Source organism: Leucobacter chromiireducens subsp. solipictus (genome assembly GCF_016758195.1).
GTDB classification, from domain to species: domain Bacteria; phylum Actinomycetota; class Actinomycetes; order Actinomycetales; family Microbacteriaceae; genus Leucobacter; species Leucobacter solipictus.
On the sequence record NZ_QYAC01000006.1, the window covers coordinates 280,078 to 302,520 of the forward strand.

A 22,443-nucleotide genomic window follows, 5' to 3' on the forward strand; every position below is an offset into this window, starting at 1 on the left:
GGCCATCATTCGGAAAAAGGTCCCGAACCTCCCGTTGCGCTGCCTGTGCTGAGCTCGACGGGTATGTGTGTCGCTTGGATCGTGTCAGAAACCTCGATAGTTTGGCAGGTGATGGCCTGTGGAAAGGACCCCCTGCACTATGACGTAGAACTCATTGGCGGGTCTGATGCACGTTTAGGTGACATTCTGACCTGACCTACAGTTTGGTTTCCACTCGGGGGAGCTAGTCGATGGCCTTCATGAAAGGCTCACCAGCATGCCACGCCCGTATCCACCAGAGTTCCGTGCACGCGCAAACGCGCTCGTCCGCGAGGGCCGACAGGTCACGCAAACCGCTGCAGACCTTGGCATCCACGAGGTCACGCTGCATTCCTGGCTCCGTCAAGACGATATAGATTGTGGCCGCAGACCTGGTAGATCTAGCAGCGGAGACGCTGAGTTGCGAGCAGCACGACGCCGAATCAGACAGCTCGAGCAGGAGCTTGAGATCGTGAAACTGGCATCGAAATGGCTCTCCGAGGAGGAACGCGTTGACCCAAAGGGCGCACCCGGTGATCGATCGTCTCGTCGACACCGGGGCACCCGTGGAGACCTGCTGCCGACTCTTGGGTGTCTCCAGGCAGGGCTATTACAGATACCGGAAACGTCCCACGAGCGCCACGCAATTGCGGAGGCAGTAGCTCACGGGTCTGATTCGTGAAATTCACACGGCCTCCCGCGGAACGTACGGCTACCGGCGCATTCATGCTGAGCTCACCATTGGGATGGAGATCCCGTGTTCGAGTCGACTGATCTCAGTACTGATGACTCGGGGCGCGATGTACGGGCTTCCGGGCCCGACTCGGGTGAAGCGACTGAAAGTGGTGGCTACTGCTGATGATCTCGTGCATCGCAAGTTCCACCGGCTGTCGCCGGACGAGCTCTGGGTGACGGATATCACGGAGCATCCCACACGGGAAGGAAAAGTGTTTTGCGCGGCCGTACTTGACGCGTGTAGCCGGAAGATGGTGGGATGGGCGATCGATTCCAAGCAAGATTCAACGCTCGTGGTGAATGCCCTCGACATGGCGCTTCGCGCGCGAGAACCTGCCCCTGGTGGCATCGTCCACGCTGACCATGGAGTCCAGTTCACCTCGTGGGCGTTCACCCAGAAGGTCCGCTCTGCAGGGCTTCTGCCGTCGTTCGGAACCGTCGGTGATGCCCTTGATAACGCGATGATGGAATCGTTCTGGTCATCGATGCAGATTGAGTTGCTGAACCGGAAGAAATGGAGAACGCGGATTGAGCTCGCGAATGCGATATTCGAGTACATCGAGGTGTTCACCAATCGCAGACGAAGGCATTCGTCGTTGGGTTATCGAACGCCCACGGACTTCGATCTCGCTCTCTCAAAGCAGTTGACATCCGCCTGAAGCTAGCGACCGGGACTGGAAACCAAACTGTAGGTCAGGTCAAACTGTCACCTAAACGTGCATCAGACCCGAAGTGTTGACGCGTGGATTCGTGGTTCAGCTGCTCCGTCGTGCCGGCTACCGCGAAATCGCGGTAGCCACGGTGTCCGCCGCGATCTTCTCAGCGTTGCACGCGGGCAACCTGCTGAACGGCCAGGGAGTGCTCACTACCGTCATCCAACTGGTCTACACCTTCGCGTTCGGGATCCTGATGTACCTGACGCTGCGCGTCACTGGAAACCTGGTGTGGCCGATCCTGCTGCACGCTGCGACCGATCCGTCGACGGCGCTGATGGCCAGCTTCCCGCGGGACGGCGGGCTTGAGATCGTCGCCGGTCTGGGAAACTTCTTCGTGATCGGCACAGGGTTGATCCTGCTCTGCTTCATTCGGGGTCATGTGGAACCGGAGCTCCCGATCGGCGAGCGCCGCGCTGCCTAAGATCGGGCCCCGTCCGTGCGGTCTCCAGGACGCAGACAGCAGAGCGGGGGCCACCCCCATGGGCTGGCCCCCGCTCTGGACTGCGCTGTGCTGTGCGCTAGTTCGCCCGCTTCTTACCGCCCGTGATCAGGCCGTAGAGCAGGAGGACGATGATCGAACCGCCGATGGCCAGCAGCCACGACGACAGCGACCAGAACGAGCCGAGGTCGGCGTTGAAGAGCATGCCGCCGAGCCAGCCGCCGAGCATCGCGCCGACGACGCCGAGCAGCATCGTGACGAACCAGCCGCCGCCGTGCTCGCCGGGGAGGATCGCTTTCGCGATTGCACCCGCGATCAGTCCGAGAATCAGAAATGCGAAGAAACCCATGGTCCAGCCCCTTTCTTCCGTCCGAGCGAAATCCACCCGGTGTGGTGACGAGATTAGTCCTGATCACGACACCTCGCTAGGGCTTGCGCCGAGTGGTGCCGATTCGATATGGAGCGGCGACCTGAAAGATACCCGTCGGATCGTGGGATCGTGGGATCGTCGGATTGTCGGCGCATCGCTCGGATCCGGTGCCGCGCTACGCGTGATCCTCGGTTGCCATCTCCGGCCAGTACTCGGAGTCGGGCGTCTGCCGTTTCCCGAAGATCGCCTGGCCCACGCGCACGCAGGTCGCGCCCTCCTCGATGGCGACCTCGTAGTCGCCGGACATGCCCATGGAGAGCCCCGCGTCGCCGAGGAGATCAGGATCGGTCTCGCGGAGGCGATCGCGGAGGGTGCGTAGCCGCACGAAGCACTCGCGGACGCGAGGCACATCGCTGCTGAAGATTGCGAGCGTCATCAGGCCGCGGACGCGCAGGGAGGAGAATTGGGGCAGCTCGCGCAAGAACGCCTCGGTGTCTTCGGGCGCGAGGCCGTACTTCTGGGGTTCAGCCGAGGTATTGACCTGCACAAACACGTCCAGGGATCGGCCGGCGGCCTGCAGTCTCCGGTCGAGGGCGGCAGCGGCGCGCAGGTTATCGAGTGCCTGGAACTCGGAAGCGAACGCGGCCACGTCGCGGGCCTTATTGGTCTGAAGGTGGCCGATCACGGACCAGGCCACGCCGAGATCCGCGAGGTTCGTGGACTTCCGCTTCGCCTCCTGGACCTTGTTTTCGCCGAGCTCGCGGCAGCCTGCCTGCACGGCGAGGCGCACGCGATCCTCGGGCACGGTCTTACTCACGGGCAGCAAGCGAACCTCATGGGGGTTGCGCCCCACCCGCTCGGCGGCCGCGGCGATGCGGCCGCGCACCTCGGCGATGTTCTGCACGAACTCGGTCACGGAGGTCGCGGTCGGGAAGTCGTGCACCGGAAGCTCGGCGTCAAGCTCGTTTGTCATAGGTCAAACACTATCAGTGTCTGGCCAGGGGCGCCAGATCCCGCCACGGACGGCCGCGGTCGGGTTTGACCCGGGCCCTCGGACTGGCCTAGCCTGGCGACGAAGCCTTCGCGCTTCGGGCTGCTCGGCAGCCACGGTGGGGTGACCGAATGGCAGGTTGCGGCCCGCAAGGCCGTGTATGCAGGTTCGACTCCTGCACCCACCTCTGGATACTGCAATTTCGGTGCGGTGACGCGCAGCTCGCGAGCGATCCGGTGGTGTGCGTTCGCGCGCATGCCCGCGCTCGCTACACTGCAAGAACTGCCGGATCGGCAGGATCATGCAGAGAGATGGGGCTCCCATGCGTCGTACGAAGATCATCACCGCCACCCTTGCCGCGGCCGCGCTGTTCGCCCTCACGGGGTGCGCCTCGAGCGCCAGTTTTGTCGGCACCTGGACCGGCTCCGGCAGCGAGGCACCCCAGCTGGAGATCGCCGAGGACGGCGAGTTCTCGGGAACCGACGGCTGCAATCGCCTCATGGGCAAGGCCGAGATCGCCGATGACACCCTCGAGTTCGGGCAGTTCGCGAGCACGCGCAAGTTCTGCGAGGACGTGGACACCTGGCTGTCCACCGCGGGGAGCGCAACCGTGTCGGGCGACACCCTGACCGTCCTCGACGCCGACGGGAAAGAAGTCGGGACGCTCACCCGGCAATAGCTCGAATCGGCGCGTACCCCGCTGCCGCGCCGCCGTGCTGCCGCGCTGCCGCGCAGGGCGGCAGTGCGGCAGGGCGGCAGGGCACCGCGGCGTCGCGCCCGGCTGCCGCGGTCACGAACCCACAGGAGATCCTGCGCGCTTGCGCCGGATCGGGCGAAAATCTCCGAGGTTTTCGTGAATCTCCGAGGCTTTCGTGGATCTCCGAGGCGTTGGTGGGTGCGAAACGCGCCGCGGGCGGCGGGCATGGGCGCGGCCGGGCGGGGTGCGTGGACAACACGTTCGCACACCCCACCGGGGGTCTACGCCGCGTGTGCTGCGCGGATCACCGCCGCGAGGCTCGCCCCGAGCACCGAGGGGGACGTTCCCGCGGCCCAACCGGTCCCGCCCGCGGTGCGGTACTCGATCAGCGTCAGTGCCGCACTCTCCGCGCCCGCGCCCACGCTGGTCTGGTGGAGGCCGAGCACCTCGAGCGCGATCCCGCGGTCCCCGAGCGCCGCCACGAGGGCCGCGACCGGGCCGTCCGCGTGCGTCTCGTGCGTGCTCGCCACCCCGTCGACGGAGAGCGTGACGCGCGTGTGGGCGCCCGTGGCGGAGTCGCCGGACTCGTGGGCGTCGAGCATGACCCGCGACCCGGTGGTGCCGGTCGCCAGGAACTCCCGCTCAAAGATTTCCCACAGCGCGGCCGCGTCCACCTCGGTGCCGTGCGCGTCGGTGTGCGCCTGCACGCGCCGGGCCAGCTCGATCTGGAAGCGGCGCGGCAGCTCGATCCCGTACGCGGTTTCGAGCAGGTACGCGATGCCACCCTTCCCGGACTGCGAGTTCACGCGGATCACGGCGTCGTAGTTGCGGCCCAGGTCTGCCGGGTCGATCGGCAGGTAGGGGACCCGCCACTCGAGCGCGTCCTCGGCAACCCCGGTGGCCGCCGCGCGTTCGCGATGTTCGGCGAAGCCCTTCTTGATCGCGTCCTGGTGCGTCCCGCTGAACGCCGTGTGCACGAGGTCCCCGACGTAGGGGTGGCGGGGGTGGATCTCGATCCGGTTCGCGTGTTCCACGGTGCGCCGGATCTCGTCGATATCCGAGAAGTCGATCATCGGGTCGATGCCCTGCGCGTGCAGGTTCAAGGCGAGCGTCGCGATGTCGACGTTGCCCGTGCGCTCCCCGTTGCCGAAGATGCACCCTTCCACGCGCTGCGCTCCCGCGAGGACGGCGAGTTCCGCGCACGCGATTCCCGTGCCGCGGTCATTGTGCGGGTGCACGGACAGGATCACGCTGTCCCGCCGCGCGAGATTGCGGTGCATGTACTCGATTTGGTCGGCGTACACGTTGGGGGTGGCGATCTCGACGGTGGCGGGAAGGTTCAGGATCACGGGGCGATCCGGCGTCGCGTCCCAGAGCGAGGTCATCGCGTCGCACACCTCGAGTGCGTAGTCGGGCTCGGTGAGGTTGAACACCTCGGGGGAGAACTCGAAGCGAACGTTCGGCAGATCGCCGGCGTAGTGGAGCACGTCGCGCCCGCCGGAGAGGATGAGCTCGGTGAGCGCGGCGCGATCCTTCCCGAGCACCGTGTCGCGCCACGTGGGCGCGGTCGCGGTGTACATGTGGATCACCACGGGGTTCCGGATCCCGCGGATCGACTCCACGGTGCGCTCGATGAGGTCGCGGCGCGCGGGCGTGAACACGACGATGGTGACGTGCTCGGGTGCGATGTCGGTGTCGGCGATGAGTCGCACAAAGTCGTAGTCGGTCTGCGACGCGGAGGGGTAGCCGACCTCGATCTCGGTGTAGCCCATGGCGACCATCAGTTCGAAGAAGCGGCGCTTGCGCGCGGGATCCATCGGTTCGGCGAGGGCCTGATTGCCGTCGCGGAGATCCACGGGAACCCAGAGCGGCGCCTCGCTCAGCCTGGCGCTCGGCCAGGCGCGCTCGGTGAGTGGGATCTCGACGCGGGAGTACGCGTCGCGGTAGCGGTGTGACGGCATGGCCGAGTGGCGCTGCCGGTTCCAGTGCGGCGCGTGCGGCGGGACGGGGCCGGCCGGCGTGCGGATGCTGGGGAACGGGGTGCTGGCGGCGCTGGCTCCTGTGGTGCCGGATCGGGTGGCGAGAGGTGTGGGGTGCGTCATGCGGGTGCTCCTTCGTGCGGGTGGGGACCGGCACGTCAGACTCCACGACGGGGAGCCGGTCGGTCAGGCCCCGTCGTGGCGGAGAAGGAGGAGGGTGCGCAGTGGCATGTGAGCTACGGTAGCACAACTCCTCAGACAAGTTGAGGAGTGGTAGAGTGTGGTCTGAATATCTGCCCACCGAAGGAGTCGCCATGACGCAGCTGCGCCGAGCCCCCCTTGCGGATCAAGCCGCCGAACTGCTGCTCGAACGCGTGCGCGCGGGGGAGTGGCAGCTCGGCGAAAAGCTCCCGGGGGAGACCACGCTCGCCCCGCAACTCGGCGTGGGGCGCTCCACGGTTCGCGAGGCGATACGGCAACTTGCCGGGCGCGGGGTGCTCGCCTCGCGCCAGGGAGCCGGCGTGTTCGTGACCGCGCTCGACGCGCGCGAGGACTGGGACGCCGTGCTGCTCCGCGCGGACATCGTGTCGGTGATCGAGGCGCGTGCCGCCATCGAAACGGAGGCCGCCGCGCTCGCCGCGGAACGTCGCACGCCCGCCGATCTGCGCACGATCCGGCGCGCCCTCGCACACCGCGCCGTGCACCGCAGCGACCTGGGCGACCACGTCGACGCCGACACCGCGTTCCACCGCAGCATCGTCGCGGCCGCGCACAACCCGATCCTGCTCGAACTCTTCGACGGGTTCACGCCGCGCGTGCGCCAGGCCATGATCGAGATGCTTCGCATCCGTGTGACCTTCGGGAGCGACGCCGACCACGATGCCCACGTCGATCTGGCCGACGCCGTCGCCGCGCGCGACACCGGGCGCGCGGCCGCCCTGAGCCGCGACCACCTCCGATCCCTGAAAGAGAACCTCGCATGACCCAGCTCGCCCCCGTCCCGACGGACGCCCGCACCCTCCCCGCCCCGGTGATCGAGCTCGAGGACGTGGTGTTCCGCCGCAACGGGACCGACATTCTGAGCGGCGTGAGCCTCACGGTGCGCGCGGGGGAGCGCTGGGCCCTGCTGGGCCCCAACGGCGCGGGCAAGAGCACGATTCTGGGGTTCTGCGGGGCGCAGACCCACCCGAGCTCGGGCACCGTGCGCGTGCTGGGCCAGCGGCTCGGCCGGGTTGATCTGCAGGCCCTGCGACACGAGATCGGGCACGTGAATCCGCGCCACCCGCTGTCCTCCCCACTGACGGTCCTGGAGGTCGTGCTGACGGGTCTCACCGCGACGATCGAGCTCCCCATGCGCTGGGCCCCGACCCCCGACGACATCGCGCGGGCGGACGCCGTGATCGAGACCGTCGGCCTCGCGCACCGCCGAGACGCGCGCTGGCCGACCATGTCGCAGGGGGAGCGCGGCCGGGCGTTGATCGCACGCGCCCTCGTCTCCGAGCCGCGTCTGCTGCTCCTTGACGAACCCACGACGGGCCTCGACGTTGCCTCACGCGAGCAGTTCCTCGAGACCGTCGACGCACTCGCGGTGCGTCAGCCCGAGCTCACCACGATCCTCGTGACGCACCACCTCGAAGAACTCCCCGAAACCACGACCCACGCGATCGCGATCTCGCACGGGGCGGTCGTCGCGGCCGGGGCCGTGGACGACGTGGTGACCACCGAGGTCATCACCCGCGCCTTCGAGCACCCGATCCGGGTCACGAAGGCGGACGGACGCTGGGCCGCCCGCGCCGAGCGCACCCCCAGCCCGGCCCTCGCCGGGTAGGGGGCCCGCGCCGGGCGCGGCCCTGCTCTGTCCCCGCTCCGCGCTACCGGCCCCGCTCCGCGTTACCGGCGCGTCGCGTCCTCGACCTCGCCGATGAGTTCCTCGACGATGTCTTCCAGGAAGAGCACGCCGCTCGTGTCCCCCTGCGCGTCGGTCACGCGCGCGAGGTGGCTGCCGTGCGCGCGGAGCTCGGCGAGCGCGTCCTCGAGTTCCGCGTGCTGGGCGACGACACCGAGCGGCCGCAGCAGCTCAGCCGGGATCGGGCGGTCCCGGTCCGCGGCCGTGTTCAGCCCCAGCACATCCTTGAGATGCACATAGCGGGTGGGCGTGCCCGCCGCGTCCGCGACCACGAAGCGGGAAAAGCCGTGCCCCGCGACCGCGCGCTGCACGTCCCGCGGCGTGGCACCGTGGGGGAGCAGCACGAGGGAGGCGAGCGGCAGCTCGACATCCGCGACGGTCTTCTCGGTGAACTCGAACGCGGCGGACACCGTGCCCGAGTCGTCCACGAGCGTGCCCTCGCTCGTGGACTGCGCCACAATGTTCGCGACCTCGTCCAGGGTGAACGCGCTCGTGGCCTCGTTCTTCGGCTGCACCCGGAAGAGGCGCAGGATCCCATTCGCCGCCCAGTTCAGGGAGCGGATCAGGGGGCTCACGATGCGCGACACGAACACGAGGGGCGGGGCCAGGAGCAGGGCGGCCCGATCCGGCACCGAGAACGCCATGTTCTTCGGGATCATCTCGCCGAACACGACGTGCAGGAACGTCACGAGGATCAGAGCGATCGTGAACGCCACGCCCGTGACCATGCCGGGGGTGAGCCCCGTCCAGGCAAGCGGCACCTCAAGGAGGTGTTTGATCGAGGGCTCCGACACGTTCAGGATGAGCAGCGAGCACACCGTGATGCCGAGCTGGCTGGTCGCGAGCATGAGGGTCGCGTGCTCCATCGCCCAGAGGGTGGTTTTCGCGGCGCGACTCCCCGCCGCGGCGCGCGGCTCAATCTGAGAGCGGCGCGCGGAGATCACCGCGAACTCGGCCCCCACGAAAAAGGCGTTCACCGCGAGCAGCACGAACAGCCAGACCAGGCCGGGAATGTACTCGCTCATCGGGTGTGCTCCTGGGCATCGGTGGTGCTGGTCGTCGTGGTGTCGAGTGCGGCGGGGTCCGGGGGATCCGGCAGGTAGCGGAGCTGCTCGATCCGGGCACCGTCCAGGCGCTCGATCCGGAGCCGACCGTGATCTACGGGGACCTCTTCGCCGAGTTCGGGGACGCGTCCGAGGGAGTGCAGCACGAAGCCGGCCACGGTCTCGTACTCGGGACTCTCGGGGACCCGAACCTCGGCGCGGGCCAGGAGTTCGTCGGGTCGGAGCGCGGCGCTGAACAACACGGAATCCGCGGCCACGACGACGTCAGTGGCGTACTCCGCGGGATCGTCGTGCTCGTCGAGGAGCTCGCCGAGAAGCTCCTCCACAAGGTCCTCCAGGGTGACGATGCCGGCGGTGCCCCCGTGCTCATCGACGACGACTGCGATCTGGTAGCCGCGCCCGCGGAGCGTGCCGAGCAGGCCGCCCACGCCCGCCGTCTCCGGGACGCGGAGCGGGGCCGTGGTGAGCGAGGTGACCGGGGTGTCGGCGCGCCGCTCGGCGTCGATCCCGTAGGCGGTCTTCAGGTGCGCGATGCCGATGACATCGTCGATTCCGCTCCCGAGTACGGGGAAGCGTGAGTGCCCCGTGCGCTGGGCGGCCGCGATCACGTCGTCCGCGGTGGCGGTTCCGGGAAGGGTGACGACGTCGACGCGTGGCGTCATCACGGCGTCCGCGGTGTGGGTCGAGAACCGCAGCGTGCGCTCGAGCATGCTCGCGTCGTCGAGGTCGAGCGAGCCCTCGGTCGCGGAGCGCCGGATCAGGTAGCCGAGCTCCTCCGCGCTGCGGGCAGCGGACAGCTCCTCCTTCGGCTCGATGCCGAAGGAGCGGATCACGCGGTTCGCGGTGCCGTTGAAGAAGAGGATCACCGGCTTGAACACGAAGGTGAAGGCCAGCTGGAAGGGCACCACGAACTTCGCGGTCGCGAGCGGCACGGCGAGCGCGAAGTTCTTGGGCATGAGCTCGCCGATGATCATGGAGAACAGGGTGGCGAGCACGATGGCGACGATCGTTCCGACCCCGGGCACGAGCGCCGCGGGAAGTCCGAGGTTCTCGAGCGGTGCGCGCAACAGTGCGCTGATCGCGGGCTCGAAGGTGAATCCCGCGAGCAGCGTGGTCAGCGTGATGCCGAGCTGCGCGCTCGACAGGTGGGTGGACGTGACCCGCAGCGCGGAGATCGTGGGGCCGAGGCCCTTTTCGCCGCGGGAGCGTCGCCGCTCCAGCTCGGATCGGTCAAGGTTGACGAGGGCGAACTCCGACGCGACGAAGAAGCCGGTTCCCACCGTCAGGATGATGCCCGCGAGGATGCCCCACAGTTCGGAACTCAATGCTCACCCCGCAGTCGAACCGAAGCCGTCGGTCGTGTCGAGGTGAGCCGGGGTCTATGACCAGAAGAATCGTCCATGCTTCGATTCTAGAAAAACGCGCGGCCCGCAGAACTGTGATTTCGCCGGGAGTGCGGCGCTGTGACCGCGGGATCCGCGTGGAGCGGCGGCATCCCACCGCCCGCGTCAGGCGAGTTCGGCCACGGCCGCCGCGATCCGGCGCTCCCGGGTCTCCGGGCGCTTCGCGTCCGCGACGCCGCGCGCAAGCTCCTTGCGTCGGGTGACCGAGAGCGCATCGAACGCGGCTCGCGCGCCCGGCGCGGCGTCGAGCGCCGCGGCGAGTTCTGGCGGCACCTCCACGGCGCGTTCGGCGGTGTCGAGCACAACCTCCGCGTCGACCGTGTCGCCGATCTCGACGCCCAGCTCAGCGCGGGCCGCTTTCGAGATGCCGATCAGATTGCGTCCGCCCATGCGCGCGAGTCGGAGTCGGGCCGTGCGCCCCGCGACCGTCACGCGCACCGCCGCGCGAGCCCCGCCGCCGAGCTCGGACACCTGGGCGTCGCTGAGTTCCAGGGCGGTGGCGGGACCGACCGGCGCAAGCGTGGCGTGAATGTGCAGGGTCATGTGGGGAGCGTAGCAGCCACACCGCGGCGCGTGCGCGCGCCTGGCCTCCCCGGTGCCGCGGCGCCGGCAGGCCTCACGAACGCCGAGGAGATTCACGAACTCGCAGGAGATTTTTCGGGGATCGCCTCATGTTCCCGTGAATCTCCTGCGGTTTCGTGAGCCCGGGTCCTCGCCGCGGGCGCGAGTGCCGCGCCCGCGCACGCGCCGCCCGAGGGGTACAGTGTGGTCATGTGCGCAAGTTATGGGCTGGGCGGCGGCCCGCATGACCTCGAACTCACCTTCGACCTGCCGCCGATGCACGAGCCCGAGAGCCGTGCCCTGCTTGCCGAGTGGGCGCGCCAGCACCGCAGCACCGCGCGGATCACGGGCCGCAACGCTCGGAACATGAACCCCCTGATCCATTCGGGATTCGGGGTGCCGAGGGTGGACCTCGCGTGGTGGTGGCTGCACGTCGGCGGGGCACCCGCGAAGTTCTCCGCGTTCAACGCGCGGGAGGACACCCTGGCGACGAAGTGGCGGGACCCACTGCAGCGCCGGGCGATCATCCCCGCGAACTGGTACATCGAAAAGGGGCACACCTTCGCCCTGCCCGGCGACGAGCTGTTCGGGATCGCCGCGATTGTCACCCCGTTCACCCAGGCCGACGGGAGCACGCTGCTGAGCTACGCGATGGTCACGCGTGCCGCGGAGGCGGAAGCCGCGACCGTGCACCCGCGCATGCCGCTGATCCTGGCCCGCGAATCGCACGCCGCGTGGCTCGACCCGCAGCGCCCCGGAGATCGGGCCCTCGTGGCGGAGATGGTCGCCGCGTCGGAGCCCCTCGCCGAGGCCGCGCTGGTGATCGCCGAGCCGGCCGCCTGAGCCTGAGCCTGAGCTGGCCGCCTGAGCCGGAGCCGGCCGCCTGAGCCTGATCCGCCCGGCCGTTCCCGGAGCCGCCCGGCTGTTCCCGGAGCCGCCCGGCTGTTCCCGGAGCCGCCCGGTCGTTCCCGGAGCTCCCCGCCTGCCCGCACCGCACCTCACGGCGATAGTCTGAATCGACAGGTTTTGTGGGGCGCCGCCCGCGCCCGGGGAAGGACAGTACACATGGAGCAGGATCAGACAGCGCTCGAGGCGGGCATCCGCGCGACCGTCGCGGAGCAGTTCCCGCGCACGATGGCAGATCTCGCCGATCTCGTGCGGATTCCGTCGGTGTCGTGGCCCGCGTTCGACGCCGCACACGTGGCGCAGAGCGCCGAGGCGATCGCCGCGCTGGTGCGCGAATCCGGCGTGTTCGACGTGGTGGATGTGCGCCGCGCGCCGATCGGCGACACCGATGAGCTGGGGCAGCCCGCCGTGGTGGCCCGCCGCGAAGCGAAGAATGGCCGGCCGACGGTGCTGCTCTACGCGCACCACGACGTGCAGCCGCCCGGGAAGGACGAGGACTGGGACTCGCCCGCGTTCGAGCCGACGGAGCGTCACGGCCGGCTGTACGGCCGCGGCGCGGCGGATGACAAGGCCGGCGTGATGTCCCACCTGGGCGCGATCCGCGCGTTTGCGGCGGCGGCCGAGTCGGCGAACACCGACCTGGACCTCGGGATCGCGCTCTTCATTGAGGGCGAGGAGGAGTGGGCCTCGCAGTCCTTCGGAAACTTCCTGCGCGAGAACCGTGAGCTGCTCGCCGCGGACGCGATCATTGTCGCGGACTCGAGCAACTGGGACACCGAGACTCCCGCGCTGACGGTCGCCCTGCGCGGGGCGGTCGCGTTCAACCTGCGGGTGGCCACACTGGATCACGCCTCGCACTCCGGCATGTTCGGCGGGGCGGTGCCGGACGGCATGCTGGCCGCGGTCCGGACGCTGAACTCCCTGTGGGATGCCGATGGCGCGGTCGCAGTGCCGGGCCTCGTCACGGCGGATCTCGATCTGCCCGAGTACGGGGAAGACCGGCTGCGTGAGGAGGCGGGCCTCCTGGACGGCGTGACCTCGATCGGGCGCGGCGAGATCCTCTCGCGGCAGTGGGCGCAGCCCGCGATCACGATCACCGGGATCGACGCGCCGGACGTCGCGAACGCCTCGAACACCCTGATCCCCGGGGTGCGCGTGCGGGTGAGCGCGCGGATCGCGCCGGGGCAGGATCCCGCGACGGCCTACGCCGCGATCCAGGAACACCTGCGCGCGAACGCGCCGTTCGGGGCGCAGCTGAGCTTCGAGGACCCCGACTTTGGTCAGGCGTTCCTCGTGGACACGAGCGGCTGGGCCGTGTCGGAGGTGCGCGGCGCGATGGCGGACGCGTGGGAGAAGGATCCCGTGGACATCGGCGTGGGCGGCTCGATCCCGTTCATCGCTGAGCTCGTCGAGGAGTTCCCGGGTGCCCAGATCCTGGTGACCGGCGTGGAGGATCCGGACGGCCGCGCGCACAGCCCGAACGAGTCGTTGCACATCGAGTCGTTCCGCAAGTCGGTGCTCACCGAGGCCCTGTTCCTGGCACGGCTGAACACGCGGCAGCTCTAGGACCCGCGATCGCCGCAACGCACACGGCCCCCGAACCGGTGAGGTTCGGGGGCCGTGTGCGTGGGGCGGCGGGCTACTCGCGGTGCGCGCCGGGTCCCTCGGAGGAGGCCGGTGCGGCGGGGGCAGCGGGCGCGTGCGGCGCGCGTGCGGCGGCCTGCTCCCGGAGCAGATCGCGGATCTCGACGAGCAGTTCCTGCTCGGTTTCCACCGCGGGTGCTTCGGGATCTGCAGACTTGGTGGTGGCGTCGCGGAGTTTGTTCATGGGCATCACGAACACGAAGTAGACGACGGCGGCGACGATCAGGAAGTTCAGGATCGCGCCGATCAGCGCGCCGAAGGCGAGCGAGCCGCCACCGGGCAGGCCGACGACGAGCGCGCCGTCCAGCGAGTCCGCCTTGAACACCATGCCGATGATCGGGTTGATCAGTGCGTCAACCACCTTCTGGACCACGGCGTTGAACGCCGCGCCAATGACGACCGCGACGGCCAGATCGACAACGTTGCCGCGGAGCAAAAACTCCTTGAATCCCTTGAACATACGTACTCCCTCCCTGAAGTGTCTGTGCACTACGTTAGTGGCCGCCGCTGCCGGAGCGCGAGCACGGCGCGCGCGCCGGCTATCCCGCGCTGAACTCGCCGCGGGTGAGGGTGTTGCCCACGCTGGAGGCCTGCACCTGGAACGTGACCGTATCCGGGAGATACCGATCCTCGCCGAATTCGATCGGACGCCCGCCGCTCGTGAAACTCGTGCGCCGCACGCGCAGGAGCGGGCTGGATCGGCGGACGCCGAGCAGCGCGGCATCGGCGCTCGAGGCGGGCACCGCGTCGATCGCGTGGTCAGCGTGCGCGGTCGTGATCCCGAACTCGCGCTGCATGACGTCCACGACGGAGGACTCGTCGGCCGGGATCGCGCTGATGTGGGGCATCATCCACTCCGGGTACGCGGTGCGCTCCAGCATCACAATGCGCCCGTCCAGGGTGCGGGTCCGGGTCACGCGGAGCACCGGACTGCGCGCGGCCACCCGGAGCTTGCGGGCCTCCAGCGCGCTCGCCGGCCCCGGCTCCGAGGTGTGGACGAGGCCGCCCGGCGTCATCCCCTTGCTCCGCGCCCACTGCGCGAAGGAGCGCAGCTCGACGAAGCTCTGCGTGTGCAGCGTGGACTGCACGATCCAGCCTGCACCCTGCACCGGCGTCACCATGCCCCGATCCTCGAGGCCGGAAAGCGCGTTACGGACGGTTCCGCGGGCGACGCCGTAGCGTTCGGCGAGTTTGGTTTCGGAGGGCAACGCGGTGCCGGCGGCGAACTCGCCGTCCACGATCCGGGCGAGGAGGTCGCGCAGCACCTGCCGGTGCGAGGTTGCGGGTGAAGTCGTCACCCCGCCAGCGTACGGGGCCGGACGGCCGCGCGCGGGCGGGCGGTGGACAGCCGTTCGCAGTTGTCCGCCGCCTGCGGGCAGCCGCCCCACAGGGTTCACCCGGTGTTCACCGATTCGTTCGGTGCTGCTCACCCGGGACCGCCGTAATGAACGGGTGAACATCGCTCCCGCCCCGCTCATCGCGGTTCCCCCCGCCCACCCTGAACCCCCGCTCGATCCCTCGCGCCTCGCCGTGCTGTGCGACATGGACGGCACGCTGCTCGACACTGAGGCGACCTGGCTCGACACGGTCCGCGCGGTCTTCGCCGACTTTGGGATCGCCGCCACCGAGGAGACGATCGCGCGCCTCGAGGGGGCCACCACCGAACAGGCGAGCGCCCGGATCGTGGCGGCGGTAGCTGAGGCCGCCGCAGACACCCCCGCGTCGGCCCCGGCGGATCCCGCCGCGGTCGCGGCACAGCTCGAGGCCCACTCGCTCACGGCAATGGAGGGCAATATCCGGTGGTGCCCGGGCGCGGAGGAACTGCTGCGATCCCTGCATGCCGCGGGCGTGCCGCTCGTGCTGGTCACAAGCTCCACGCGCCGCTGGGTCGAGGCCGCCGCCCGCCACGTCGACTTCTCCCTGTTCGCGCACACCATCAGCGCCGACGACGTGGGCCACACGAAGCCCCACCCCGAGCCGTACCTCCGCGCGGCCGGACTGCTCGGCCGTGCGCCGTCGGAGTGTGTCGTGTTCGAAGACTCCGAGGTGGGCCTGCGTGCCGCCCTCGCGGCGGGCTGCACGAGCGTTCTCGTCCGTGCCGACGGCGCGAGCTGGGCCACTCACGCCCACGAGCTGGTGCCGGATCTGCGCGGCGCCGACGCCGCGTGGGTGCGCACGCTCGCCGAGCGCCACGCACACCCCGCCACCCGCTAACCATCACCTGCATCGCCGTATTGTTCCGCACCACCCACTGAAAGGTACCCCCGTGAATTCATCACTCCGCCGCGGCCTCGCGCTCGTCGCAGGTCTGTCCCTCGTCGGCACGCTCGCAGCCTGCTCCCCGGCCGCGGAGTCCGCCGATGCTGGCGCGGACAGCACCAGCTCCGCCGCGGGCTTCGCGAAGGACGAGAACACGCTGGTCATGGGCATGGTCCCGGACCAGCAGTCGGTCGAGAGCAACTTTCAGCCGCTCGTCGACTACATCGCCGCGAAGACGGGCAAGGAGGTCGAGCTCGTGCAGTCGACCGACTACGCCGCGCTCGTCGAGGCCTCGATCGCGGGCCGGATCGATATCGGCAACTTCTCCGGCTTCACCTACGTCGCCGCGACGAACGGTGGCGCCCCGCTCACCCCGATCGGCGTGACCGTGACGAGCGAGGGCGCGGAGCCCGGCTACGAGTCGCTCACCGTGGTGCCCGCCGGATCCGACATCACGAAGATTGAGGATCTCAAGGGCAAGAAGGTCTGCTTCGTGGATCCCGGCTCGACCTCCGGCTACCTGTACCCGAGCGCGGAATTGCTGAGCGCCGGACTCGACCCGGAGACCGACGTCACGCCGGTCTTCGCGGGCGGCCACGACGCCTCCGCGCAGAAGACCGCGCAGGGCGTGGAGTGCGACGCGGGCTTCGCGGAGGACGCGGTCGTCGAGACGACCGGGATCGCCGACGGGCTGTTCGCCGAGGGCGACCTCGAAGTCATCAACCGGGTGACCGTGCCGGGTGCGCCGCTCGTGATGTCCACGAACCTGCCGGAGGACGTCCAGCAGTCCCTCAAGGACTCGCTCCAGAACATCACGATCGATCAGATCGCCGCCGAGGGGATCGAGGTGACGGACGCCTTCACGGCCTTCTTCACGGAGCTCGTCCCCGTCGAAGACTCCTACTACGACAGCGTGCGCAAGGTCTGCGAAGAGACCGGCGCCGCGCAGTGCCAGCCGTAACCCGCGCCTGAGCACCCCGGGGGCCCGACACCGCGCGACGGTGCGGGCCCCCGGACCCGCCCACGGGACGGCCCCGAGCTCAGCCCCCACCCGACCAGCCCCACCCGACCAGCCCCCGATCTGAGGAGCCGCGATCCCATGTCTGACACCCCCGCCATTCAGCTCACCGACGTCTCGAAGCAGTACGGACCCACCACGGCCCTTGACGGCGTCTCGCTCAGCGTGGCCGCCGGGGAGATCGTGGTGCTTCTGGGGCTCTCCGGATCCGGCAAATCCACGCTGCTGCGGCACCTGAACGGCTTGGAGACCGCGAGCGCCGGCGAGGTGCGGGTCTTCGGTTCGCCCCTCGCGGGCGCACGCGGCCGGCAGCTGCGGGGGATCCGCCGCCGGATCGGCTTCATCTTCCAGCAGTTCGAACTCGTGGGCCCGAGCTCCGTGCTCGAGAACGTGCTGACGGGCGCGCTCGCCACGCTCCGCGGCCCGCGTCTCGGGCTGCTCAGTTACCCGCGCCGGCTCCGGATCCGCGCGCTCGAGCTGCTGGCTGAGGTGGGGCTCGAGCACGTCGCGTTCCAGCGCGCGGACACGCTGTCGGGCGGTCAGCAACAGCGGGTCGCGATCGCGCGGGCTCTGATGCAGGATCCGGAGATTCTGCTCGCCGACGAACCGGTCGCCTCACTCGATCCCGAGTCCGCACAGCAGGTGATGGCCCTGATCCGCGAGATCGCGGAGCGACGCGGCCTCACCGTCGTGTGCAGTCTGCACCAGGTGGAGCTCGCCCTCGCCTGGGCCGACCGCATCGTCGGGCTGCGGCACGGCGAGGTCGTGCTCGATCTCCCCGCGGTCGCGCTCGACGCGGACACCGTGATGCAGGTGTACCGGCAGGTCGCGGTCGACGCGGAGACGATGTCACCCGCGTCGCTGGATCCGCGCGACGTGCTCACCCGCGAGCGCGCCCGAAACGGCGTGGACCACGCCGCGCGCGAGCTGAGCGGCGCGCACGCGTGACCGGCGCGACGGCCGCGCGGCCCGCACCGCACGCCACGCTCCCCAGGCCGAGCCGCAACGCCGTGGTCGCAACCACGCTGCTGCTCGCCCTGCTCGCCGCCGGGCTGTGGTCGTTCCGCGGGGTTGGGCTCTCCGGTGAGCAGCTCGTGCGGGGCACCGAGTACGCCGGGCAGTTTCTCGCCCGCACCGTGCCGTTCGTGTGGCCCACCGTCGGGGAGACCCTGTGGTTGAGCGCGCTGACGCTCGCCATCGTATTCTGCGGCACCGCCCTCGCGGCGGCGATCTCGATTCCGGTCGCGTATCTCGCTGCACGCACCACGACCCCGGGCCGCGGCAGCGGAGCCCTCGGACGGTTCCTCGGCGTCACCACGCGGGCCGCGCCCGACGCGATCATGGCCATGATCTTCGCCCTCGTGATCGGTCAGGGCGCGCTCGCCGGGGTGCTCGCGCTCGGCATCCACTCGATCGGCATGATCAGCAAGCTCACGGCAGACGCGATTGAGCAGATCGACGAGGGACCCGTCCGGGCGCTGCGTGCCGCCGGGGCGAGCCGCGCGCAGCAATTCTGGGGCGGGGTCTGGCCGCAGGTGCTGCCCGCCTACATCGCGATCGTGCTGCACCGCGCCGACATCAACCTCCGCGTCTCCGTGATCCTCGGCTTCGTCGGCGTGGCCGGGCTCGGCCAGCAGCTCAGCCACGCGATGCAGACGCTGAACTACCGCGAGGCGATGCCCTACGCGATCATCATCTTCGTGCTCTGCGTCGCCTTCGAGGTCGTCTCCGCGTTGATCCGCCGCTCCCTGCTCGGGGCGCAGCCGGCGGGCCGCAGCATCGCGCATCGCCTCGTGCGGCGGGTCACCTCGGATCCGGCGGACGCATCGAACGTCGCCCGCGCCGCAGCGAGCCGCGAGGCCCGCGTGCGCCAGGGCCGCGCGGGCCGCATCCCCTGGACGCCGGATCGGCGGCGCCAGGCGGGCCTGATCTGGGGCACCACGCTCGTGCTCGCTGTCTCCGTGGTGATCGCCGCGACGCAGGGCAGCAGTTTCGCCTACTTCTGGAAGAATCTCGGGATCGCGGCCGCGCGGCTGTGGCCCCCGTCGCTCGCGCAGGAGAAGTGGGGCGAGGTGGCCCTCGCGCTCCTGGAGACGGTTCAGATCGCGTTCGCGGCGACCCTGTTTGCGGTGGTGTTCTCCGTGTTGATCGGTGCCTGTGCGGCGCGCAACGTGGCCCCGAACCCGGGTGTGCGAGCCGGGGCGCGGCTCACGCTGATCGTGATCCGCGGGCTGCCCGAGCTGCTCCTCGCCCTGTTCTTCATCATCCTGACCGGGCTCGGCCCCGGTGCCGCGGTGCTCGCGCTCGGGATCGGGGGAATCGGGCTGCTCGGCAAGCTCGTCGCCGATTCGCTCGAGGAGGTCAGCCCAGGCCCCGAGCGCGCGCTCACCGCCGTGGGGGCGAGCCGCACGCAGGTGTTCGCGGGGGCGACGTTCCCGCAGGCGGTGCCGGCGTTCGTGGGCCACACGCTGTACCTGCTCGACACCAACATACGTTCGGCCACGGTGCTCGGCATCGTCGGCGGTGGCGGAATCGGCTACATGCTCTCGAGCGCGGCACGCATCAACCAGCACGAGCTGCTCTTCCTGCTGCTGTGCGTCCTGGTCATCGTGTTCCTCGTCGAGGGGCTCTCCTCCTGGCTGCGCCGCCTCCTCGCGTAGGGCGGGTCCCGTCCCGCGCACGGCGCGAGCTTCGACGACGGTTGTTCCTCTGCGGAGGGGCAACCGTCGTCGCGTTCTGCTGGAGGGCGGCTCGCACGGGCGCGGGGACGGGTCGCGCCGCGCGTGGGGGAGAAGCGGCCGAGCGATCTGGCTCCGAGCTGCGCATCCGAGTCCTCGAGGTGTCGAGCGCAGCATCGTCGGGGCCGGGGAACGGAAGCCCGGAGGCCGAGGCGGTCGGCGGTGCGGTGCCTGGCGCACGCCAAAACTCCCCGTGCTGGGGCCGGAGCCCGAGCGCGGGGAGTCTGCGGGGTGGGGTCCTGGGCGGCGGGCCCGGGACGTCCCGCGGGTTAGTCGGTGGTGTGTCGCCGTGCCCCGCGCCCGCGGCGCGTGAGCACGAGCGCCGCGCCCGCGGAGAGCAGTGCGAGCGCCCCGGCCCAGAGCCCCGCAGCGCCGGCCGATCCGGTCGCTGCGAGTGCGGCCGCGCCGGCGCCGGAGCTCGTCCCCGCCGGGGTCACGGCGCCAGGAGCGGGCTTCGCGGTGCCGGTGCCCGGCTCGGTCGTCCCGGGTCCGTCAGTCCCCGGCTCCGTGGTCCCCGGATCGGTGCCCGGCTCCGTGGTGCCCGGCTCGGTGCCCGGCTCCGTCGTGAGCGGCACGAGTCCGGCGACGGCGGCGACGATGGCGTCGGCCATCGCGGTGACCTCGGCTTGCCGGTCGGCGGTGAGGTCGCGCACCACCGCGTCCACGGCCGTGGTGACGGCGGCGGCCGACTCGGGAGTGTACGCCGTGAGCGAGGCGGGCACCGTGGCGAGGGCGGCATCCACGGCCGCGTAGTCGGCGTCACGCTCGGCCTCCGGGGCGAGCTCCGCGGCGAACGGGACGAGCGGATTCGGGATCGTGACCTGGCGCAGCTGGGTGTCCGCGGCGAAGTCGTGCGCCGTGATCACGATGCGGTCGCCGTAGGAGTCGAGCGTCAGCCCGCGGTTGACATCGCGCGTCGTGACCTCGGTGGCACCCCGCGTATTCTCGCCGCGCGCGTCCCATTCGATGTGCATGGCGAGCGTATTCACGGCCCAGAAGCCGTCGGCGTGGCCGTCCGCCGTGCGGCGCTGCATCGCCCAGTCGCCGAGCTCCGCGGGGTAGTGCGTGTGCCCGCTCAACACGACCGCGTTCGGGTAGTTCCCGAGGATGCTGGTGAGCCGCTGGTTGTGCTGGTGGTGGCCGCTGTACCACGGCAACCACGAGGCGGAGACGGTGTTGCCGAGGGGGAAGTGGCTCATCACCACGACCTGCCGGTCCTGCGCGGTCCAGTGCGCCAGGCGCTCCTCGAGGAACTCGACCTGCGCATCCGTCATGGGAACATCCGAGGGGCCCGCCATTTCCTGACCGAGCACGATCACGGGGAGGTCCCCGGCGGGGCCCTCCAACACGTACTCGCCCCAAGCCTGATCCCGCTCCGCGAACGTGAGGAAGCGCTGGAAGTTCGCGTCGAACCCGCCGTTCGCGTAGCGCTCATGATTGCCCATGCCCGCCACCGTCTTCGGCGGGCGCACGTCCGCGGAGGCGTCCATCACGTCCGTGACCTCGCGCCACTCGCCGACGGTGCCCGAGGCGACGATGTCGCCCACCATCAGCAGGCCGTCCGCCTTGGGGGCGAGCTTCGCGAAGTCTTCGATGCCGTGCGCGAGGTCCGCGGGGTGCCCCTGAATATCGGAGACGACCCAGGCCTGGGTGGGCTCGGCCGCCGTGGCCGCCTGAGCCTGGTGCACCGTAACGGAATCGATGCCCCAGTAGTGCGCGGTGTCGTCGCCCGTGAACTCCCAGGAGAACACCACGGACTGCGCGCGGGCCGGTGTGTCGACGGTGAGATCCTGCGCCGCGTTCATCTGCATGCCGTCGTAGCCATCCGTGACGGTCGTGGAATCGAGCCGCAGCACCTCCACGGGCGCTGCTCCGTCGAAGCTGGCCCGAACCACGCCGCTCTGCCCGGCGGCGCCGCGGTAGTGGCTGTCGAAGGTGAGTCGCACGGAGTCGAGCGCGGCCACGTCGATGGGCGCGCTCGTGAGGGTCGTGCGGATCGGGCCCGCCCCGAACTGCGCGGCGTCGGCCACCAGGAAGCCGCGGTCGGTGCGGCCGAAGCGGTCGCGCATCTGGTCGACCGAGGCGGACCAGTCCGCACGGGTCGTCGGCTTCCAGCCGGCGTAGCGGTCGTCGCCCGCGCCGGAGGTTTCGACGGTCATCTCCCAGCCCTCGGGGAGCGCGCCATCCGGAAAGCCGGCGCGCAGCAGGACTCCGTCGGTCGAGACGTCCGTGCGCACCGGGTCGATCTCGACCGGCGCATCGGGGTTTCCGGGTTCGAGCGGGGCGGGGGCCGCCGGATCCGCGGTGACGGTGAGCGGGTGCATGTCTGCGAGCGGGGTGTATCCGCCCTGCGCGAGGAACCACACGTGGTAGCTGCCGGGCGCGAGGTCGAGGGTGAACACGGCGTCGCCGCTCGTCTCAGGGGTGTACTGCCAGATCACCGAGGGAGCATCGCCGGGCGTCACCGACTCCCGGTAGATGCCGATCCAGTTCTGGGAGTCGGGCTGATCCGTCTCGTAGGCGACGGTGAGGGTGGAGCCGGTGATCGCGCTGCCGCTCGACAGCGCGATGGTGGAGCCGCTCGCGGGTGCCGTGTCTGCCGCTTCGGCGGCCGCGCCGCCGGGGGTTTCGGCCGCCGGAATAGCCTGGGCGGGGCTCGCTTCCGGGGCGGTCGCCGATGCCGCCGTGGCTGGGGGCAGCACGAGTGCGGCGGAGAGCAGCGCGCCGGCGACGGCGCAGTGCCGGCGCGAGAACGCGGACGAGGACGAGGTCATGGAGATCCTTTCTGAGGGGCCCGTAAGAATCGGGCCGCTCAGCAGCCTCCTGGGCGCAGGCAAACGGACGCTGGAACGCCGGTGAACGCTCGGTGACGTCCCCGTCCCAACCCGGCCGCACCCGCGAACAGCTGTGCAAACCTGTCCAGCACTCGTCGTGCGGTGCCGCCCACGCACGCGAACGCCCGAGGCCCGCACGGTGGTGTTCCGTGCGGGCCTCGGGCG

Annotated in this window: 19 protein-coding genes, 1 tRNA gene and 1 pseudogene; 12 read left to right on the forward strand and 9 right to left on the reverse strand. The window is 70.0% G+C overall.

Annotation, left to right across the window (positions count from 1 at the left end; translation table 11 throughout):
* Window positions 1–256 precede the first annotated feature (256 nt).
* Window positions 257–1,412: pseudogene (locus D3230_RS12615) on the forward strand (IS3 family transposase).
* A 73-nt stretch (window positions 1,413–1,485) separates the two neighbouring features.
* On the forward strand, window positions 1,486–1,890 hold the full coding sequence (locus tag D3230_RS12620) for a CPBP family intramembrane glutamic endopeptidase (RefSeq protein WP_337249172.1): 405 nt from the start codon (window positions 1,486–1,488) through the stop codon (window positions 1,888–1,890).
* 97 nt (window positions 1,891–1,987) lie between these two features.
* On the opposite strand, the gene D3230_RS12625 is transcribed toward D3230_RS12620, so the two are convergent.
* Both D3230_RS12625 and D3230_RS12630 read right to left on the reverse strand, forming a co-directional pair.
* Window positions 1,988–2,257 (reverse strand): GlsB/YeaQ/YmgE family stress response membrane protein, encoded by a 270-nt coding sequence (locus D3230_RS12625; RefSeq protein WP_087014730.1) that lies wholly within the window; start codon window positions 2,255–2,257, stop codon window positions 1,988–1,990.
* Window positions 2,258–2,453: 196 nt separating this feature from the next.
* Window positions 2,454–3,251 (reverse strand): YggS family pyridoxal phosphate-dependent enzyme, encoded by a 798-nt coding sequence (locus D3230_RS12630; protein WP_202345393.1) that lies wholly within the window; start codon window positions 3,249–3,251, stop codon window positions 2,454–2,456.
* 135 nt (window positions 3,252–3,386) lie between these two features.
* On the opposite strand from D3230_RS12630, the gene D3230_RS12635 reads away from it, so the two are divergent.
* Together D3230_RS12635 and D3230_RS12640 are read left to right on the forward strand one after the other, a co-directional pair.
* Window positions 3,387–3,456 (forward strand) — tRNA-Cys (locus D3230_RS12635).
* Between the two features lie 135 nt (window positions 3,457–3,591).
* Window positions 3,592–3,948 carry an META domain-containing protein gene (locus D3230_RS12640; protein WP_202345394.1) on the forward strand — a complete coding sequence of 119 codons (357 nt, stop codon included), beginning with the start codon at window positions 3,592–3,594 and terminating at the stop codon, window positions 3,946–3,948.
* 299 nt (window positions 3,949–4,247) lie between these two features.
* On the opposite strand, the gene D3230_RS12645 is transcribed toward D3230_RS12640, so the two are convergent.
* Window positions 4,248–6,068: a 2-isopropylmalate synthase gene (locus tag D3230_RS12645; protein WP_202345395.1), complete on the reverse strand. Its 1,821-nt coding sequence runs from the start codon at window positions 6,066–6,068 to the stop codon at window positions 4,248–4,250.
* 191 nt (window positions 6,069–6,259) lie between these two features.
* Here D3230_RS12645 and D3230_RS12650 point away from each other — a divergent pair, with 191 nt between their 5' ends.
* Both D3230_RS12650 and D3230_RS12655 read left to right on the forward strand, forming a co-directional pair.
* Window positions 6,260–6,928 (forward strand): FadR/GntR family transcriptional regulator, encoded by a 669-nt coding sequence (locus tag D3230_RS12650; RefSeq protein ID WP_202345396.1) that lies wholly within the window; start codon window positions 6,260–6,262, stop codon window positions 6,926–6,928.
* Window positions 6,925–7,773, forward strand: a complete 849-nt coding sequence (locus D3230_RS12655; protein ID WP_202345397.1) for an ABC transporter ATP-binding protein — start codon at window positions 6,925–6,927, stop codon at window positions 7,771–7,773. The genes D3230_RS12650 and D3230_RS12655 overlap by 4 nt, the downstream gene beginning before the upstream one ends.
* 62 nt (window positions 7,774–7,835) lie before the next feature.
* On the opposite strand, the gene D3230_RS12660 is transcribed toward D3230_RS12655, so the two are convergent.
* From D3230_RS12660 to D3230_RS12670, 3 genes are all read right to left on the reverse strand, one after another.
* Complete coding sequence (locus tag D3230_RS12660; RefSeq protein WP_202345398.1) at window positions 7,836–8,876, reverse strand: hemolysin family protein; 1,041 nt, start codon at window positions 8,874–8,876, stop codon at window positions 7,836–7,838.
* Window positions 8,873–10,240, reverse strand: coding sequence for a hemolysin family protein (locus D3230_RS12665; protein ID WP_202345399.1), 1,368 nt, complete (start codon window positions 10,238–10,240; stop codon window positions 8,873–8,875). Before D3230_RS12665 ends, D3230_RS12660 begins: the two co-directional genes overlap by 4 nt.
* A 183-nt stretch (window positions 10,241–10,423) precedes the next feature.
* On the reverse strand, window positions 10,424–10,861 hold the full coding sequence (locus tag D3230_RS12670; RefSeq protein ID WP_202345400.1) for a YdeI/OmpD-associated family protein: 438 nt from the start codon (window positions 10,859–10,861) through the stop codon (window positions 10,424–10,426).
* 228 nt (window positions 10,862–11,089) lie between these two features.
* On the opposite strand from D3230_RS12670, the gene D3230_RS12675 reads away from it, so the two are divergent.
* Both D3230_RS12675 and D3230_RS12680 read left to right on the forward strand, forming a co-directional pair.
* Window positions 11,090–11,722, forward strand: coding sequence for an SOS response-associated peptidase family protein (locus D3230_RS12675; RefSeq protein ID WP_202345401.1), 633 nt, complete (start codon window positions 11,090–11,092; stop codon window positions 11,720–11,722).
* Window positions 11,723–11,944: 222 nt separating this feature from the next.
* Window positions 11,945–13,351 (forward strand): dipeptidase, encoded by a 1,407-nt coding sequence (locus D3230_RS12680; protein ID WP_202345402.1) that lies wholly within the window; start codon window positions 11,945–11,947, stop codon window positions 13,349–13,351.
* Window positions 13,352–13,424: 73 nt separating this feature from the next.
* Here D3230_RS12680 and mscL read toward each other — a convergent pair whose 3' ends face one another.
* Window positions 13,425–13,889, reverse strand: a complete 465-nt coding sequence (gene mscL / locus D3230_RS12685) for a large conductance mechanosensitive channel protein MscL (RefSeq protein WP_202345403.1) — start codon at window positions 13,887–13,889, stop codon at window positions 13,425–13,427.
* Between the two features lie 79 nt (window positions 13,890–13,968).
* Complete coding sequence (locus D3230_RS12690; RefSeq protein WP_337249173.1) at window positions 13,969–14,727, reverse strand: GntR family transcriptional regulator; 759 nt, start codon at window positions 14,725–14,727, stop codon at window positions 13,969–13,971.
* A 154-nt stretch (window positions 14,728–14,881) separates the two neighbouring features.
* Between D3230_RS12690 and D3230_RS12695 the strand changes: the two genes are divergently transcribed.
* The 4 genes from D3230_RS12695 (at window position 14,882) to phnE (ending at window position 19,366) form a co-directional block, all read left to right on the forward strand.
* Window positions 14,882–15,643 carry an HAD-IA family hydrolase gene (locus tag D3230_RS12695; RefSeq protein ID WP_202345405.1) on the forward strand — a complete coding sequence of 254 codons (762 nt, stop codon included), beginning with the start codon at window positions 14,882–14,884 and terminating at the stop codon, window positions 15,641–15,643.
* 52 nt (window positions 15,644–15,695) lie between these two features.
* Entirely contained in the window at window positions 15,696–16,649 is a 954-nt protein-coding gene (locus D3230_RS12700; protein WP_202345406.1) for a phosphate/phosphite/phosphonate ABC transporter substrate-binding protein, read from the forward strand.
* A 138-nt stretch (window positions 16,650–16,787) separates the two neighbouring features.
* A complete protein-coding gene (gene phnC, locus D3230_RS12705) occupies window positions 16,788–17,654 on the forward strand; it encodes a phosphonate ABC transporter ATP-binding protein (RefSeq protein WP_202345407.1) in 867 nt (288 codons plus the stop codon).
* Window positions 17,651–19,366, forward strand: coding sequence for a phosphonate ABC transporter, permease protein PhnE (gene phnE, locus D3230_RS16455; RefSeq protein ID WP_337249174.1), 1,716 nt, complete (start codon window positions 17,651–17,653; stop codon window positions 19,364–19,366). Before phnC ends, phnE begins: the two co-directional genes overlap by 4 nt.
* A 347-nt stretch (window positions 19,367–19,713) precedes the next feature.
* On the opposite strand, the gene D3230_RS12715 is transcribed toward phnE, so the two are convergent.
* Window positions 19,714–22,218, reverse strand: coding sequence for a DUF4073 domain-containing protein (locus D3230_RS12715; protein ID WP_202345408.1), 2,505 nt, complete (start codon window positions 22,216–22,218; stop codon window positions 19,714–19,716).
* Window positions 22,219–22,443: the final 225 nt, after the last annotated feature.

What these genes read in the sequence shown, in the direction of transcription:
- D3230_RS12625 (WP_087014730.1), bottom strand. Translation starts at nt 2,257, where the DNA reads ATGGGTTTCTTCGCATTTCTGATTCTCGGACTGATCGCGGGTGCAATC.
- D3230_RS12630 (WP_202345393.1), bottom strand. Translation starts at nt 3,251, where the DNA reads ATGACAAACGAGCTTGACGCCGAGCTTCCGGTGCACGACTTCCCGACC.
- D3230_RS12640 (WP_202345394.1), top strand. Translation starts at nt 3,592, where the DNA reads ATGCGTCGTACGAAGATCATCACCGCCACCCTTGCCGCGGCCGCGCTG.
- D3230_RS12645 (WP_202345395.1), bottom strand. Translation starts at nt 6,068, where the DNA reads ATGACGCACCCCACACCTCTCGCCACCCGATCCGGCACCACAGGAGCC.
- D3230_RS12650 (WP_202345396.1), top strand. Translation starts at nt 6,260, where the DNA reads ATGACGCAGCTGCGCCGAGCCCCCCTTGCGGATCAAGCCGCCGAACTG.
- D3230_RS12655 (WP_202345397.1), top strand. Translation starts at nt 6,925, where the DNA reads ATGACCCAGCTCGCCCCCGTCCCGACGGACGCCCGCACCCTCCCCGCC.
- D3230_RS12660 (WP_202345398.1), bottom strand. Translation starts at nt 8,876, where the DNA reads ATGAGCGAGTACATTCCCGGCCTGGTCTGGCTGTTCGTGCTGCTCGCG.
- D3230_RS12670 (WP_202345400.1), bottom strand. Translation starts at nt 10,861, where the DNA reads ATGACCCTGCACATTCACGCCACGCTTGCGCCGGTCGGTCCCGCCACC.
- D3230_RS12675 (WP_202345401.1), top strand. Translation starts at nt 11,090, where the DNA reads ATGTGCGCAAGTTATGGGCTGGGCGGCGGCCCGCATGACCTCGAACTC.
- D3230_RS12680 (WP_202345402.1), top strand. Translation starts at nt 11,945, where the DNA reads ATGGAGCAGGATCAGACAGCGCTCGAGGCGGGCATCCGCGCGACCGTC.
- mscL (WP_202345403.1), bottom strand. Translation starts at nt 13,889, where the DNA reads ATGTTCAAGGGATTCAAGGAGTTTTTGCTCCGCGGCAACGTTGTCGAT.
- phnC (WP_202345407.1), top strand. Translation starts at nt 16,788, where the DNA reads ATGTCTGACACCCCCGCCATTCAGCTCACCGACGTCTCGAAGCAGTAC.
- D3230_RS12715 (WP_202345408.1), bottom strand. Translation starts at nt 22,218, where the DNA reads ATGACCTCGTCCTCGTCCGCGTTCTCGCGCCGGCACTGCGCCGTCGCC.